Below are 14,093 nucleotides of genomic sequence, written 5' to 3' on the forward strand. Positions count from 1 at the left end.
GGTTTTGGAGCCGTCAAGAAACAAAAAATGCTCAGGCGTTCAAAATGCTACTTGATAATAATGTCAAATTTGGTCAACAAACCGGCCAGATCGGAGGAGAGGAATTTGGCTTTGCGAATGTTGTTGCTTGTTGGGTCAATGGTGAAGTTTTTGCTATTGGAAAAATCGACGCCTGCCAGGTTGGTGTTGGCAAAAACAGCGTCCCAGAAGTCGCAATTGAAAAATCTGCACTTGGACAAATCGGCCTGGGTGAAGTCTGCGCCGTGGATTTTGCAATTACTAAAAGCCGATTTATTCAATTTTTTGCGTTCGAATATCGCATAATCGAGAATGCAGCTTTCAAATTTTGCTGCGAAAGCAAAGTCTTTGGATTCAGCAAAATTAATACCCAGCAATTTGCAGTTAATGAACTCAATGTCAGAGATTTTGCAGTTTTTGACACCTGCATTACTCATGTTGCAATCCTGAAAAACGCAATCTATAAAGTCAATGCCTGAGAGGTCTGAAAATGTGCAATTGAGAAATTTAAACTGTTCGTACGCCGTTTCTGACAATTCTTCAATGCTAAAATCTTTGTTCTCAATGATTTCTAAATCGCTGCCTCTCAAAATTTGCCGGGTTAGGGTTAATGATTAGATGTATTTCTGAATAATGGATTTCAGCTGGTCTGCCTGAACAACTCCAGATTGTCTCCACATGGGTTTGCCATGTTTAAAGACGATCAATGTGGGCACGCCTTGAATTTTATAGGCGTTAGCTGCCGATTTGTTCTTATCAACATCCACTTTAATGATGGTGGCCGAATCACCCAACTCAGCTTTTACTTTTTCCAAAATGGGCTTCATCATTTTACAGGGCCCGCACCATTCTGCTGAAAAATCGACTAAAACGGGCTTATTGCTGTTGATAAGTTCTGAGAATGTGGCCATGATTTCTAATTTGTTGTTTTAGAATAACCCTTGAAATGGGCGAAAGGTTTACCCGGTTGCATCAAATTTCATTCCAACATTTTCTTCAAAAATTTCCCGGCCCTTTTCTCAATAAACTCATAAGTGAAATGGGAATAAAGGATCGTCAGTGAAATGGACGTAACCAGCGAAATAGCGATCATACCCTCATTGACAGGCGATTTCAACGCACGGAAGAGGATTACATTAACCAGAATGAGAACAATAGCATGGTTCAGATAGATGGAGTAAGATATTTTGCCCAAATATTGAAAGGCCTCACTTTTAAGCAATTGCGTAACAACGCCTTTCGAACTTGCAAAAATGATAATACCAACAGCGAAAATGAACGGAAAAACAAGTTTCCATAAGTTAAGCTCCCAATGATGAACGACATACATGGCAGCAATAAGGAATATCAGGAAAGGGATTTCGAATGCCGACAAGCTGAATGTGCGTTTACTTAACACCTGATTGGTAAAAATGCCGAGTGAAAAGCAAAGCAAACCACGCACAAAACCATAATCGTAAGCGAGCAGATATTCGCCTCTTGAAATAATAAAAAACCCTGATAACAAAGCGATTATACCAAAGGTCAGATATTTTAATTTTGGGACTAATAAAATAACAAGGCCAAATACAGCATAAGAGACCATTTCAGACGATATGGACCAGGCGGGGTAGTTGTTGCTGATCCAGGAACCAAAGACGGGCGTTGAACCCATAAAGGTGAGTGTATCAAACGCTGTGTAGGCATAATAGCGCAGGCCCAGCTCGCCCACATTCTTCATCGGGCTGCTTTCTCCGATCAAACTGGCGATAATGAACACGACCTCGGTGTAAAAAAGGAGCGGGAATAGGCGTATAATTCGTTTTTTAAGAAATATGCCAAAATCGCCCGCCGTATTGATCCTTCCTATGTAGTTCATCGCAATGACGAAACCACTCAGTACGAAGAAAAAGTCAACAAAAAGACTGGAATTGATGACAAAAAAGTTGTTGTAAAAGACCGATTCCTTGAACGCATTGTGATGGTGGGCGATTACGAGAATGGAAAAAATGCCTCTTAATCCATCTAATTGTTCAACGCGGTCTCTCATGAGCAGGGTTTCTCGCAGGCTTCATTCTTGAAAATTACCTTACGACTTGTTGTAAAAGAGGTTAGCTGGTAACCGTTGTAAGTTGAGTTTTAACCGGCCTTCTGGAAATGTTGTCGAGATATTTGATACCTAAAAACCGGATCATGACCAAGTAAGGAAACCAGAATGCAATGTCGTATGGCCTTCCACCAGTGAATAGCAACACCATCAATGACATAAAGAAATAGGCCAGGAATGTTGTCAACGGGTTGGTGTATCGCTTGATTTCACGCATGGCGTAAATGAACAGGAAAAAGTTGAATCCTGCGAAAAACACAAATCCAAATATGCCATGGCTCACCCACGATTCTAGAAGCGGAACGTCGAGATAATCCGATTTGTAGCCTCTGCCGAGGAAAACATCCCATGAAAACAACGTCTCAGTAAATTCTCCAAAACCACCCACACGGCCCATTGCTGACGCATCTGTGTCGGCTGTATCAGTAATCCTGACCCCGGTTGAGGTAAAAATTACGTCCATAATCCTGTTTTCGAAGATATCCCAGTAACCGAGCAGCATATCCAAAACATTGCCATATCGGATCAAAAAATATCGGATCCCAATCAGGATAAGCACAATGAATGCCATATTCCTCAATTTGAAAGCGCTGCCAATCGCAGAGAAGATATTTGAAATCTTAAAATGCAATATGAAATAAGCGGCTGCCATGAGCCCTACGGCAAGATAACTGGATTTGGCGAGGGAAATAACAATAACCCCAAGGCTGAAAAGAACGGAAAAGAACAGGAACAATTTGGTAAGGATTCCCGGTGTCCTGTTCAGCATTACCAAAGCGGTGAGCATGCAAATAATCCCGTTTCGGGCCGTAATGTGCGGATTTCCACCGGGTTGAGCGCCTTCGTTCGCAAAACTTACCGCAGCACGCATCCCCGGCGTCCAGTTCGGATCGATCAGGATGGAGTAAACCAGGGTTATATTGGTAAATAGCGACATTAAGAAGAGCGTCATTACCAGCGTGTCCTTTACATCGTTGGGCACATGCAGCAAGAGTATCAGAAAGCCGAAGATGAATACGTAGTTACCAATATCCGCAACGGCTTTTCCCTGCTTATTGATAAAAAAGAAATAATATAATGTGAGCAGAAGAAAGCCAAGACCGAGGTTCAACAAGATCGTATTGGGCTTGTAAAGTCTCTTAAAAAGGTGCATAGGCACCATCATAGCCAGCGCCAGACCAAAAAACAGGGCAGTAAATACGCTACTCGCCGGCCCGATTCCCAAAGTATCCCGGATAAAAAATATCAGCGGAAAACCGTTGAACATCATGGCGATGCCTACGGAATACCTGAGATTGTTAAAGTTAGTGGCTATGTTTAGTAGACTCCAATTCATCTGGAAAATCTGAAACGGATATATTGTAAATCTAGTCGCAACGCGAAATAGAGAATTTTACGAACTCGGCACCAAAGATACCTTATTTTGTTGGAAGCTGCTGAGCCGTTCGTTGAAATGTACAATTTTTGAATCTTTGCATGTTCCTCTTTCCCGACCGATGCAATCGTGGATGACTTCGCATCGGGGTGTACGCGCAATGCACCGCCCAAGCCTTCTACTTTTCTGACTTTGGTCGATTTCTGGTAAGTGTAACGCGTTATAAATTCGTAATCAAATGCAAACCGATAAGATTCATCGAATTTGCCATACTTTTCAACCAGTGCCCGTTTGAAAAAAAGCGATTGATTATGGATCTGCATTCCCTCTAAAATCTGGCAGTCAAAGCTGTACGACGTGGTTTTCAAGATTTCGGTAACCTCATCGTCAGGAGAAATCATATACAGATCGCCGTAAATGATATCGTCTTCCTGATTTAATGCTGCTTTTCCAAAACGCGAAAAAGTGCCGGGAAAATACACATCGTCGGAATTTTGAAAACCAATGTAGTCGCCAGTCGCTTTTTCAAGGGCTTTATTGATGGCGTGCACCTGGCCCCGATCTTTTTCAGAAACCCACCAGGAAAGATATTTTTCGTATTTTTTAATAACCTCGACGCTGTGATCTGTTGAGCCGCCGTCTACAATCATGTATTCCAGGTTGGGGTAATTTTGGTTTAAAACACTCAAAATGGTCCTTTCGAGGAAGTCTGCCTGGTTATAGGATGGCGTTATGATGGTTAACTTCGGGTAGTCCTGCTGATCAGAGGTGTTCTGAGAGCCGTTAATTTTCAATTCAGATATAAAACTCCGCAAGTCCTGCGTATTTCTTTCTAGGAAGTGCATATAGTCCTGATTTCCGCTGTGGTGATTTAAAACTGGTCGATGAAGGCTGTAATTGATTTCAATTTCGCTGCCATATTATTCCTTAATATCCTGTTTTCCCGGATCTTAGCAGGCTTACCATAACCTGGTACAAGGTCGGCAGGAAGTGATTTTTTATATTTGCCCAACGTTTTTTTGTAGCTGTTGAACAGCGCGTGGAATGCATTATTTGCCGGCATGAGGCCAATGTGATCGGACCATACGGGATCAAAAAAATCGAGTCCGGCAAAATCAAGCGATATCAATGGTTTGCCTTCAATATGATAATCTCCATTTCGCATTTGCAGATCGTTACTGAGAATTGAATGCAGTCCATAGTGCCAGCCAGGGTGCGCTATTTGTGTGGTTTCGGGAATCCAGACCAATGTATAGTTCAGCCACAACTGGTCCATATTCTTGCCATTGCAAAGGTCAAACTCCGCACGGTCCACAGTTCTTTCTGCCCACCAATGCAGCATTTGCAGCGTTTCCTCACCCGGTTTTAGCATCCAGCTTCCCGAATGGAACATGCCGATGTTCAGGATCCGCTTGTCGTCCAAAATTTTGGAAGGAGCAAGCGGCTTTTTAATGTTGGGTGTTAAATGAATGTCCGATGACGGGTTGACAACATCTTCAAATGGTTTTACCAAAAGCACCGAAGGAGCCAGGAAAACAAGATTTTCGCAATCATTATGAAGTCGCAGTAATGCTAATGCTAACCACGGACGGCAGGCCGCGAGTAATTCAAAGTTGTAATATTGAGCCTCCATTTCCTTCCAGGCTGGAATTTTTGCCTGCTCAATAGTCAGCAATTTCACATGTACAGGGACTTGTATAGGCGTATTATCGACCCAGCACAAATAAAATGTATGGTTCGGCTGGTGAAGCAAAACCGAATCCGCCAAAGCGAGCGCATGGGCGAGATTGATTCTGTTACAAACCGTGTAAATGATGTTCATGTGCAATTAATCCGCTTCCGGCAATGATTTGAAATAAGGCAAATGAGGAATATTCTCCTTCGAAATGCCGGTTAATGCAAAGGGTAACGTTTTGTTTAGGTTAATATTTGCTGCATCCATAGCAAAATGGTTGCGAACGATATTGGTAGGTTTTCGCAAATGCGGCCAAAACCGGTTTGCTTCGATTTCCCAAAAAACGGAATCCGCATGCAGTAAATCCTCGCTGTGCCGATATTGGTAAACCTCTTTTTGCTTCGCCTTTATCGTATTGATCATGCGTTCAATGCGGCAAAGATAAATCCCATTGTTCGTATATGCTTGCCCGAACAGCCGTTTTTCATCTTCTTTCAGCCCGGCGAGCCGCGAGACAATTCCGGAAAGGCGCTTAATATTGTCATTTTCCAGCGGTCCGGCTTTAAGATAGTCATAACCCTGCTTGCACCAATAATACAACTCGTCTCGAACCACCCAACTATTTAATTCGTGAATGAGAAGAAAATCACACCAGCTAAAACGGTCGTAGAAGTCCTCCATGAGCAACAATCCCGCAAGCGCGGCGCGGGACCGGAAATATTTTTTGGGAAAATAAATTACATCAATGTCTTCATTATGCTCCTTCACGATCGATAGATCGGCGCCTTCGAACGTGATGAAGATGATCGGATATTTTTCGAGCGTGTTAAGGCAATGATGCAGGAGTTTTTCTTCTGTCGGGTTGATCTGCGGATCTAGAATGGGAACAATGACGGATACAAGCTCTTTCATCAGGTTGTTTCCAGCTGATCAATAATGTAGTTCAAAGGCATTTTCAGCATCTTCCGCACGCGCTGATAACGACGGACTGGGGTAGGTTTGATGTATGCGCAATGAAAGTTCCGGTAATACGCATTGCCATTGTTGATGAGACTGTTGCGGTAAAGATCGAACAAAGCCGTCAAATCCGGGCGCGCCGACAGTTCGAAACGATCCTGATATTTGGACAAAACATCCGGTTTTTGTGGATCGTAACCGCTGTAATGGAAGAAAATCAAAGGATTTGTTTCATTCACGAAATGTATGCCATTGGACTCAGAAAAAACTCTTTCATGCAAATTCCAGTAGGCCGCATTGTAGCCCGGATTTCTTTCCAAATGCGTATTTGAAACAAAAACAGGCAGGAAATTCATCCAGTTTTGATCTACGAAAAGCCCGTTACAAAGGTCGATCAGACATTCATAACGCAATTTTTCCTCCCACCAATTGATGAACTCTGTGATCTCCGCGGATCGGCTGAAAGCCACAAAACCCAGGTTGTAAACGCCTGTATTTAAATGATGCAGTTCGTTGGGTTTAAGCTGATCTTCAATCGGCGTGTTAATGTGCGGGGTTAATACAGCTTTGTGTGTTGATAATGAAGACAGTAACCCCGTCAAAGGTTGGAATACAATAATGTCGGGATCGAAATAGATAACATTATCTGCTTCCGGGTAATGTTTGAAAAAATAAGTAAAATAAAATGGCTTTACGGCTGTGTTAAGCTCGGTAATGTTGTATCTGTCAGCCATTTCCTGAAAATCCCGGATCTCGATCTTGTCGATTTCGATCATCGGAAACTCAGTCGCGTATCCTTTTTCAAAAACCACACCTTGCAAGGAATCGACTAGACCGATAAAAAAAAGCACGTCTGGATTGGTGGATTTAAGTGAATCGCCTAATGTCCTGGCCTGCGCTAAATAATTGATGGAGCAAATGGTGAAGGCAATTGTCATTGATTCTGCTTTTCCGAAACCTGTAAAGGTAAATACTTTTGAATGATGGCTTCGACGCTTGCGACACTTTTGTCTGTATTATGCCTCTCTAAAACTTTCTTTCTGCCATTACGGCCCAGCGTTTCACGAAGCGAAGGATCGAGAACCAGCTGTATAATCGCCTCAGAAGCAGCAGAAATGTCCATATATGGAACAACAAAACCTGCATCTGACTCGATCAGTTCGGGAGCTCCGCCGGCGTCTTCAAAACATACCACCGGAATCTCCTGCAAAGCTGCTTCCAAAACCACAAGCGGATAAGGATCTTCGCGAGAGCTCAGCAATAATACATCAAACCGGTTAATGTAATCCAATGCATGTGGCGTCGGTGGAACAAGAATGATCTTGTCACTCAGTCCCATGAGGCGAATGTCGCTTTCGATCAATTCATAAATTTCATGCTGCGGACCAGCGCCAATCCACACGAAATAAACGGGCAACGGACTGGTTTTATGGATGACACGCTTGGCAATCCAGTTGAAAATGTCGTTTCCTTTGCGCCATTCCGCATTTCCGCAACCGCCGATGACGATGGCATCATGCGGCACATGGTATGTTTTTTCAAGAATATCACGCTGCACCGTTTTCAACTTCCGATCAATGTGTTCGTGATCGATCAATGTGAATGTGCTGACCTGATTTTCGGGATAATTGAATTTTTTGATATAATAATTAGCAACTGCGTTGGATACCGCGATCAGATGCCCGGTCTTTTTCAGCATGAAGTTTAATTGCTTTTCATGCGTATAAACTTTCACAGACATGCCCAGCTCGTGCACAAAAAGCACAAGCGGCAAATGATGCAGGAATTTCAGGAAATCGTAGTAAACACCAGCATTTGCAATTGAATTGATGAAAACAAGCCCAATGTTCTGATGTGCAAGTTCTGATGCAATCCTTTCGTTGATTCTGTGCGCTGAATGCTGCTGATAATATTTGTAGAGAGGGACTTTTTTAAGCAGCTTACCGGTAAGTGGAGTAGGGGTGACTTTAATATTTTGATACAAACGTGTTACACCAACAACTTCCTCGAAATCTTTTTCCAGCTCTCCGCCGCTGCAAAGCAACAAATGCATGGGAACACCCCGCTCTTTCAATAGTCTGAGCAATTGCAGCAGCAGCAACTGGCTTCCTGCCCGATTGGCGTCATGACTCACAAATAAGATTTTCTTCTGCTCCATTACCCAGTAAATTTCTGTCTCAAAATTCGGTTTACCCGATTACATCTTCACCCGGATATAAACCCTCAATAAGCCTCGAAACTCTTCTTGCCAGGCACTTTTTTGGCAGGGTTCCCAATGTAAATCCCCCATTCTTCAGTTTCTCGGGTGATAGCAGAAGCCATTCCTACCAAAGTTCCCTGCGCTATCGCGGTATAATCGCGAATTGTGCTGTTGACGCCAAAAAATGAATAAGATTCAACAACGCAATGGCCCGAAAGCACTACATGGGAAGTAAAGAATACATGATCTTTGATCTGACCGTGGTGGCCAATGTGATTTCCACTCCACATGACAACATTATTTCCAACTGTTGTAAAAGGCTGAATGGTGTTGTCTTCCAGGATAAAACAATTATCGCCAATTACGCTCCTGTCAAAAATGGTCGCGTGCGAACTGATATATGAGATGAATTGATAGCCTTTGGATTTTGCTTCGTTGTAAATTCCTTCCCGGTTCCGGTTCATATTTCTGCCGGTCATGGGAGCGAAAAAAGCATATTCAGCAGGAGAAAAAAGATTTTCAACATCTTCAAAGGCGACAACAGGCAGCCCCTTAAAAGATTCATCCTGAATATATTGGCGGTTAATAGTGAAAGCGACTATTTCATGTTCTGAATCGTGTGTCAGATAATAGTGTGCCAGTTCCGCTGTGTCGAGTACTCCAAAAACGATAACCTTAGCCATTCTTAAATCAGTTCGTATGCCTTTAATTGTTCCCTAATATTTTCGGGGTCGTTAAACATCAGGATATCTATAATTGACAACCAAGGTACGAAAGCATTTTTAAATTGGTTATACGGGCTTGAAACACTTTTAATGAAGTCAAGTTTGATCCCTTCCTTTTCAAATTTTCCTTTATCATACAATTCCATTCCTCCAATCGGATTAATGTAATGGCTGGCATTTTCCTGCTTACAGATATCCAGAATTCTCTCCTGACCTTTTAAGTGTGTGTTTTGATATATCGTGGATGAGGGGACAATTTCAGTCGTGATTTCCATGTATTCACATGTTCTTTTCAGTGCCTGAAAGGTCAGTTCGTTTATTGTTTGAACATCTAAATTTACAATTTCTTCGATCAGAACAAAAACCTTTTGATAATATGGGGCTTTCTGATACGATTGCTGAAGGGTTTTCAGGAACTTTTTTTGCCAGGGTTCGCTCTTCGAAAGTTCTACTTCATGAATCAATTTATTCTGGCTCGCGTCTTTCAGCGGGATGGTAAAAAGGTGCGACTGACCGGATACCAGCACATTATTTCTGTTGATCCAACCTTTGTTGATGAAATTCACATCATCGTAAATGATGAATTTGTCAACTGCGTTAATCAGTTGAAAATAACCTATATACGGAAATATATAGGGCTGCATAATGGCGATGGTCATGGATTGCTATTTAAGCTTTCTGAGATAATAATCTTCACCTCTTACCGCCACATTGGTGATGGTTGTATCGCTTCCTAAACGAATGTCTGTGGGTAAAGATTTGATGCGGCTGGTGTCATTGATCACGCTTTTAGCATAGAACAAATAGTCGGCCTCTTTCGGAATCGGTCGCAAACCTTGCTCAAACGGGTGAATGCTAATCAATTTCCGCGAGAGATCTTCTCCATAAAGCGGATATTCAAAATCATCATTAATCGTCGCTAACGCAACGGTTGCGTCTTTTGGAACGATCGAATCGAATGTCTGATAAGCTTTCGTAATGTCCGGGCGGGCGAATGTCTGCAACTGGATCCGGTCTGTTTCCAATGCTGATTTGTAGCCGTACGCTCCAATAGGCAAGCACCGAATGTTCAGATAAACCGACATCACCGCCGAAATACAAGCCAGCCCGACCACGATCATAATGTATCCTTTCCAAACATTCCTGCGCGGTTTAAGGATTGATAACCGGTGATTTGAAAACAACAATAAAAGGAAAAGAACGCCAAAGAGGCCGGTTTCTATAAAATATCTTCCCTTAAAAGGATCGTAAACGGCGGAGTAGGAAATCGCAGCGAAATGCAGACAGAACGCGAGCGCCAGAAACCAGTGCACCCGTGAGCGGAAAACGCGGATTAATGTCAAAAAAATCAGCGGCAATATCAGTGCAAAACCAAAAACGCCCCAGTAAGGATTGGCATTGAAGTTATCAAAACGGCGTTGAAATGAAAATGGGACAATGGCATACTCGGTTTCTTCATCCAGGCGCATGCGTAATTTATCTTCCAAAATCACAAGCGGCTTACGAATGACCGTATTCAAGTCATATCCCCACTGCGCATTGCGAATGCCATCCAGATTGCAAAACTCATAAGTATAGCGCACCACATTGCGGCTTCCCTGCTCCAACAGGTTCGAAAAGGGCCCGAAACGCTCAACCGACTGATGTTTTAATGCAGTAGGCGGCCCGATCGGGTGCCCGAAAACCATAATGTTTTTGATATAACCCGTTGGGAACGTATAAACGAGCATCGCTAGGAAAATTGCAATGGCCAGTTTCCAGAACCTTTGGAAAAACACTTTGAAGTCGGGTGCAAGAAAAACCGTGTAAAGCATGATCACAAAAACCGACGGCAAAAGCAGCGCAAAAGTCACCTTATGCCCGAAAACGATGCCGAATGCTAGGCCGGATAAATAAAGATATTTGTTGCTGCGCGTGCTGTAATAGGTGAAAAGGAAATAAAGCAGGCAGCTCAGGTAAGCCGTTAAAACAATGTCTGTTTCAGTGGTTACGGCCTGCATCAGGAAGTTCAGGAACATGCCGTATGCCAGTGCACAAAAGAAGCTGGCTGATAAATTTCTGCCAATGCGCTGCGCAATTCCGAACACGCAGACAAGCGTGATGTAGTAAGATGTATGATGGATCAGCTTAAAAGCATTCTCGATCTTTCCCGAGATCAGATAACTGTAAATCTGAATGGTCGTCAAACTTTTCGGATAGGTGTCCATGTTCCAGTTCGTCCCTCCGAAATGTGCCATTGTGCCGCGCTGAATGTATCGGATGGCGCGGTTTAAATGTCCGGTCATGCTGTCCCATTCATTAGGCGCCGTGAAAAGCACGAGAATAAGATTGGTCACCGCGATAACCGCAATGGTGCCAAACATGAAGAAAAAGAGTGTTTTGAGATAAACAGACAATTCCTTTGTCCAGAAACGGAAAGTTTCGGCTCTGTTAAAGATGACAGAACGAATGGAGTAGGAGGGTTGTGATTGAATTAGATAAGACCAAATCACATAATGCAGGCCCAAAGCGACAAATGTGGCCGCTATCCATGCCCAGGTTTGGGCGGTAAGGTCTAAGGCAGAAAGCACAAAACCGGCCGGGATAACGCTTCCCACAAACAGTATGAAACAAACGATGAGCCATTCTGCCAGGGAAGGCTGGGCTATTTTTTTTGCAACAAAACTGATGCTGTATAAAAACAGTAAGAAGGCAAGCCAGTAAACAAAACCCATGCTATTCTGGTGATAAATGAGCATTAATAATGCGGGAAATCCGTTCGATATCTGCATACGGAAGGCCAACATATAAAGGCAAACTTAACACTCTTAGCGCGATATCCTCAGAAACCGGGCAGGCAATTTGCCTTGGCATGAATGACAGCGTATTTAATGAAGGATAAAAATAGCGCCGCGGAATGACATCTTCTTCGCGCAAAGCATCCATAACGCGGAACATAACCTGCTCAGAAGGAAAGACAACCGGGTAATAAGCATAATTGTATTCAATGTCCTTGCTGATAACCGGCTTGTAAAGCACATCCCAATTCAGCATGCTGTCGTAAGCATCAAAAACTTCTTTGCGGGCAGCAATAATGTCTTTCACCAGGGGAAGATTTACCAAACCCATGGCCGCGTGAAATTCGGAATTCTTGCCATTAATCCCTGCATAGAGATAATGTTCATCTCCCTGGTGGCCGAATGCGCGCAATAGGTGCAATTTTCGGTCAAGTTCGGGATGGTTGGAGATCAGCGCCCCGCCTTCAATGGTGTGGAACACTTTGGTAGCGTGAAAGCTGCAAGTGCTTAAATCGCCATAGGAAAGCAGAGATTTGCCTTTATATGTAACGCCAAACGCGTGTGCTGCGTCATAAATTACTTTCAGGTTATGCTTTTTGGCAATCACTTCGATGGCCTCAATGTCGCAAGGGTTGCCATAAACGTGTGTGGCCAGAATTCCCGTTGTAGCAGGCGTAATAGATGCCTCAATCAACGCCGGATTGATATTGAATGTCTGCGCGTCAATATCAACGAAAACCGGTGTGCAGTTTTCCCATAAGATTGCATTAGAAGTAGCAACATAGGAAAATGGTGTTGTAATAACCTCGCCCGAAATTTCAAGTGCTTTAATAGCAATTTGAAGGACGATGGTTCCGTTTCCGCAAAAATATAGGTGGTCAACACCCAGATATTTCTTTAATTCTGCTTCAAGTTCCTGAAGAACGGGACCATTGTTGGTAAGATATCCGCGTTCCCAAATTTCCCGAACATACTGCAGATATTTTTCCTGGTCTGGTAAAAAGGTCTTAGTGACGTTAATCATTCACTACATGTTCAGTTTGGCGAATGGAAAAATTAAGTTGAGGGCGAATATAACCGGGCCATTTGCCATACCACGTTACATTTTCACGATAATCCTCAATATCAAAAATAAGGGCTTCTTCCATGTTGTAAAGCACGGTGCTTGTGTCTTTCACGATCATCATAGAAACCACGTAAGAACCGTCGTTCAGGAAGTGACCCGGAATTTCACAAACGCCGCTTACGAGGCCTTTGGCAAAAGTTTCTGCTTGTGTTCCAACATTGAAAATACACTCACCTGTAAACGTATACAAATGCATACTCAGGTTCAGGCTCGCACCTTCCACAAGATTCCAGAATTCAAACTGGAAATTGATCGGCGTCCGAACGTCAATGTGGTTCAGATCGTCCTGATATTCAGGGAAAAGCTTGAATCTTTTGACACGGACCTGATCATTACCAGGCGCATTTTCAATGTTATCCCAATGTTTTTCAAGGGTTTTATGAGACACCTTGCTCAAATAATTGGTAACAATATGCGTGGTCTCGCCCTGATCGATCAGCAAGCCTTTTTCAAAATAGAAAGACTTGTTGCAAAGGGCCTGAATGGCAGTGAGGTTATGGCTTACAAAAATCAATGTTCTTCCGCTTTCGGAAACATCGCGCATTTTGCCAAGACATTTTTTCTGGAATTCTGTATCACCAACCGCTAAAACCTCGTCTACGATCAGGATTTCAGGGTTAAGATGCGCTGCGATCGCAAAACCGAGCCGCACATACATCCCTGAGGAATATCTTTTTACCGGTGTATCCAGAAATTTTTCAACACCTGCAAAATCAACGATCGCATCAAAGGATTGTCTGATCTCGCTTTTTGCCATTCCTAATATCGCCCCGTTCAGGAAGATATTTTCACGGCCGGTGAGTTCGGGGTGAAAACCGGTTCCCACTTCCAGCAAGCTGGCAATGCGGCCTTCAATTTTGATCTGGCCTGTGGTTGGTTCTGTAATGCGGCTGAGGATCTTTAACAATGTTGACTTCCCCGCGCCATTGTGACCCACGATCCCGATACGGTCACCTTGATCAATGGAAAAGTTAATATCCTTTAATGCCCAGAACTCTTCTTTTTCGGCAAAATCGGAGTTATCCTGCTTGCGTGAGAACAATTTGTCGGTTGTCTCCTTAACAACGTCACGAAGGCTCGAAGACCCACTTTTGCGCTGGTGGTCTATGATATATTTCTTACTAATATTTTCAGCTACAATTACAGGCATGCCT

Annotated in this window: 14 protein-coding genes; all 14 read right to left on the reverse strand. The window is 43.2% G+C overall.

From position 1 onward, the window contains the following. Positions 1-47 precede the first annotated feature (47 nt). Complete coding sequence (locus NFI81_RS24595; protein WP_234616135.1) at positions 48-608, reverse strand: pentapeptide repeat-containing protein; 561 nt, start codon at positions 606-608, stop codon at positions 48-50. A gap of 24 nt (positions 609-632) precedes the next feature. Then, positions 633-929, reverse strand: a complete 297-nt coding sequence (gene trxA / locus NFI81_RS24600) for a thioredoxin (RefSeq protein WP_234616136.1) — start codon at positions 927-929, stop codon at positions 633-635. 68 nt (positions 930-997) lie between these two features. Next, positions 998-2,047 (reverse strand): acyltransferase family protein, encoded by a 1,050-nt coding sequence (locus NFI81_RS24605; RefSeq protein WP_234616137.1) that lies wholly within the window; start codon positions 2,045-2,047, stop codon positions 998-1,000. A gap of 61 nt (positions 2,048-2,108) precedes the next feature. Next, complete coding sequence (locus NFI81_RS24610) at positions 2,109-3,440, reverse strand: hypothetical protein (protein ID WP_234616138.1); 1,332 nt, start codon at positions 3,438-3,440, stop codon at positions 2,109-2,111. Next, positions 3,437-4,324: a glycosyltransferase family 2 protein gene (locus tag NFI81_RS24615; protein WP_234616139.1), complete on the reverse strand. Its 888-nt coding sequence runs from the start codon at positions 4,322-4,324 to the stop codon at positions 3,437-3,439. Before NFI81_RS24615 ends, NFI81_RS24610 begins: the two co-directional genes overlap by 4 nt. Before the next feature lie 26 nt (positions 4,325-4,350). After that, positions 4,351-5,301 carry a hypothetical protein gene (locus NFI81_RS24620; protein ID WP_234616140.1) on the reverse strand — a complete coding sequence of 317 codons (951 nt, stop codon included), beginning with the start codon at positions 5,299-5,301 and terminating at the stop codon, positions 4,351-4,353. Positions 5,302-5,307: 6 nt separating this feature from the next. Continuing rightward, entirely contained in the window at positions 5,308-6,066 is a 759-nt protein-coding gene (locus tag NFI81_RS24625) for a DUF5672 family protein (RefSeq protein ID WP_234616141.1), read from the reverse strand. Continuing rightward, positions 6,066-7,049 (reverse strand): glycosyltransferase family protein, encoded by a 984-nt coding sequence (locus NFI81_RS24630; protein WP_234616142.1) that lies wholly within the window; start codon positions 7,047-7,049, stop codon positions 6,066-6,068. The genes NFI81_RS24625 and NFI81_RS24630 overlap by 1 nt, the downstream gene beginning before the upstream one ends. Further along, positions 7,046-8,269 carry a glycosyltransferase family 4 protein gene (locus NFI81_RS24635; RefSeq protein WP_234616143.1) on the reverse strand — a complete coding sequence of 408 codons (1,224 nt, stop codon included), beginning with the start codon at positions 8,267-8,269 and terminating at the stop codon, positions 7,046-7,048. Before NFI81_RS24635 ends, NFI81_RS24630 begins: the two co-directional genes overlap by 4 nt. A 65-nt stretch (positions 8,270-8,334) precedes the next feature. Continuing rightward, positions 8,335-8,994: an acetyltransferase gene (locus NFI81_RS24640; RefSeq protein ID WP_234616144.1), complete on the reverse strand. Its 660-nt coding sequence runs from the start codon at positions 8,992-8,994 to the stop codon at positions 8,335-8,337. Positions 8,995-8,996: 2 nt separating this feature from the next. Continuing rightward, a complete protein-coding gene (locus NFI81_RS24645; protein ID WP_234616145.1) occupies positions 8,997-9,695 on the reverse strand; it encodes a WbqC family protein in 699 nt (232 codons plus the stop codon). 6 nt (positions 9,696-9,701) lie between these two features. Beyond that, positions 9,702-11,750, reverse strand: a complete 2,049-nt coding sequence (locus tag NFI81_RS24650) for an ArnT family glycosyltransferase (protein WP_234616209.1) — start codon at positions 11,748-11,750, stop codon at positions 9,702-9,704. Position 11,751: 1 nt separating this feature from the next. Beyond that, complete coding sequence (locus NFI81_RS24655; RefSeq protein WP_234616146.1) at positions 11,752-12,837, reverse strand: DegT/DnrJ/EryC1/StrS family aminotransferase; 1,086 nt, start codon at positions 12,835-12,837, stop codon at positions 11,752-11,754. After that, positions 12,830-14,089 carry an ABC transporter ATP-binding protein gene (locus tag NFI81_RS24660; RefSeq protein ID WP_234616147.1) on the reverse strand — a complete coding sequence of 420 codons (1,260 nt, stop codon included), beginning with the start codon at positions 14,087-14,089 and terminating at the stop codon, positions 12,830-12,832. Before NFI81_RS24660 ends, NFI81_RS24655 begins: the two co-directional genes overlap by 8 nt. Between the last annotated feature and the right edge of the window lie 4 nt (positions 14,090-14,093).

This window comes from Dyadobacter fanqingshengii, assembly GCF_023822005.2.
GTDB classification, from domain to species: domain Bacteria; phylum Bacteroidota; class Bacteroidia; order Cytophagales; family Spirosomataceae; genus Dyadobacter; species Dyadobacter fanqingshengii.

Coding starts and splice junctions, on each gene's coding strand:
- trxA (WP_234616136.1), bottom strand. CDS start 929: ATGGCCACATTCTCAGAACTTATCAACAGCAATAAGCCCGTTTTAGTC.
- NFI81_RS24605 (WP_234616137.1), bottom strand. CDS start 2,047: ATGAGAGACCGCGTTGAACAATTAGATGGATTAAGAGGCATTTTTTCC.
- NFI81_RS24610 (WP_234616138.1), bottom strand. CDS start 3,440: ATGAATTGGAGTCTACTAAACATAGCCACTAACTTTAACAATCTCAGG.
- NFI81_RS24615 (WP_234616139.1), bottom strand. CDS start 4,324: ATGCACTTCCTAGAAAGAAATACGCAGGACTTGCGGAGTTTTATATCT.
- NFI81_RS24620 (WP_234616140.1), bottom strand. CDS start 5,301: ATGAACATCATTTACACGGTTTGTAACAGAATCAATCTCGCCCATGCG.
- NFI81_RS24625 (WP_234616141.1), bottom strand. CDS start 6,066: ATGAAAGAGCTTGTATCCGTCATTGTTCCCATTCTAGATCCGCAGATC.
- NFI81_RS24630 (WP_234616142.1), bottom strand. CDS start 7,049: ATGACAATTGCCTTCACCATTTGCTCCATCAATTATTTAGCGCAGGCC.
- NFI81_RS24635 (WP_234616143.1), bottom strand. CDS start 8,269: ATGGAGCAGAAGAAAATCTTATTTGTGAGTCATGACGCCAATCGGGCA.
- NFI81_RS24640 (WP_234616144.1), bottom strand. CDS start 8,994: ATGGCTAAGGTTATCGTTTTTGGAGTACTCGACACAGCGGAACTGGCA.
- NFI81_RS24645 (WP_234616145.1), bottom strand. CDS start 9,695: ATGACCATCGCCATTATGCAGCCCTATATATTTCCGTATATAGGTTAT.
- NFI81_RS24650 (WP_234616209.1), bottom strand. CDS start 11,750: ATGGGTTTTGTTTACTGGCTTGCCTTCTTACTGTTTTTATACAGCATC.
- NFI81_RS24655 (WP_234616146.1), bottom strand. CDS start 12,837: ATGATTAACGTCACTAAGACCTTTTTACCAGACCAGGAAAAATATCTG.
- NFI81_RS24660 (WP_234616147.1), bottom strand. CDS start 14,089: ATGCCTGTAATTGTAGCTGAAAATATTAGTAAGAAATATATCATAGAC.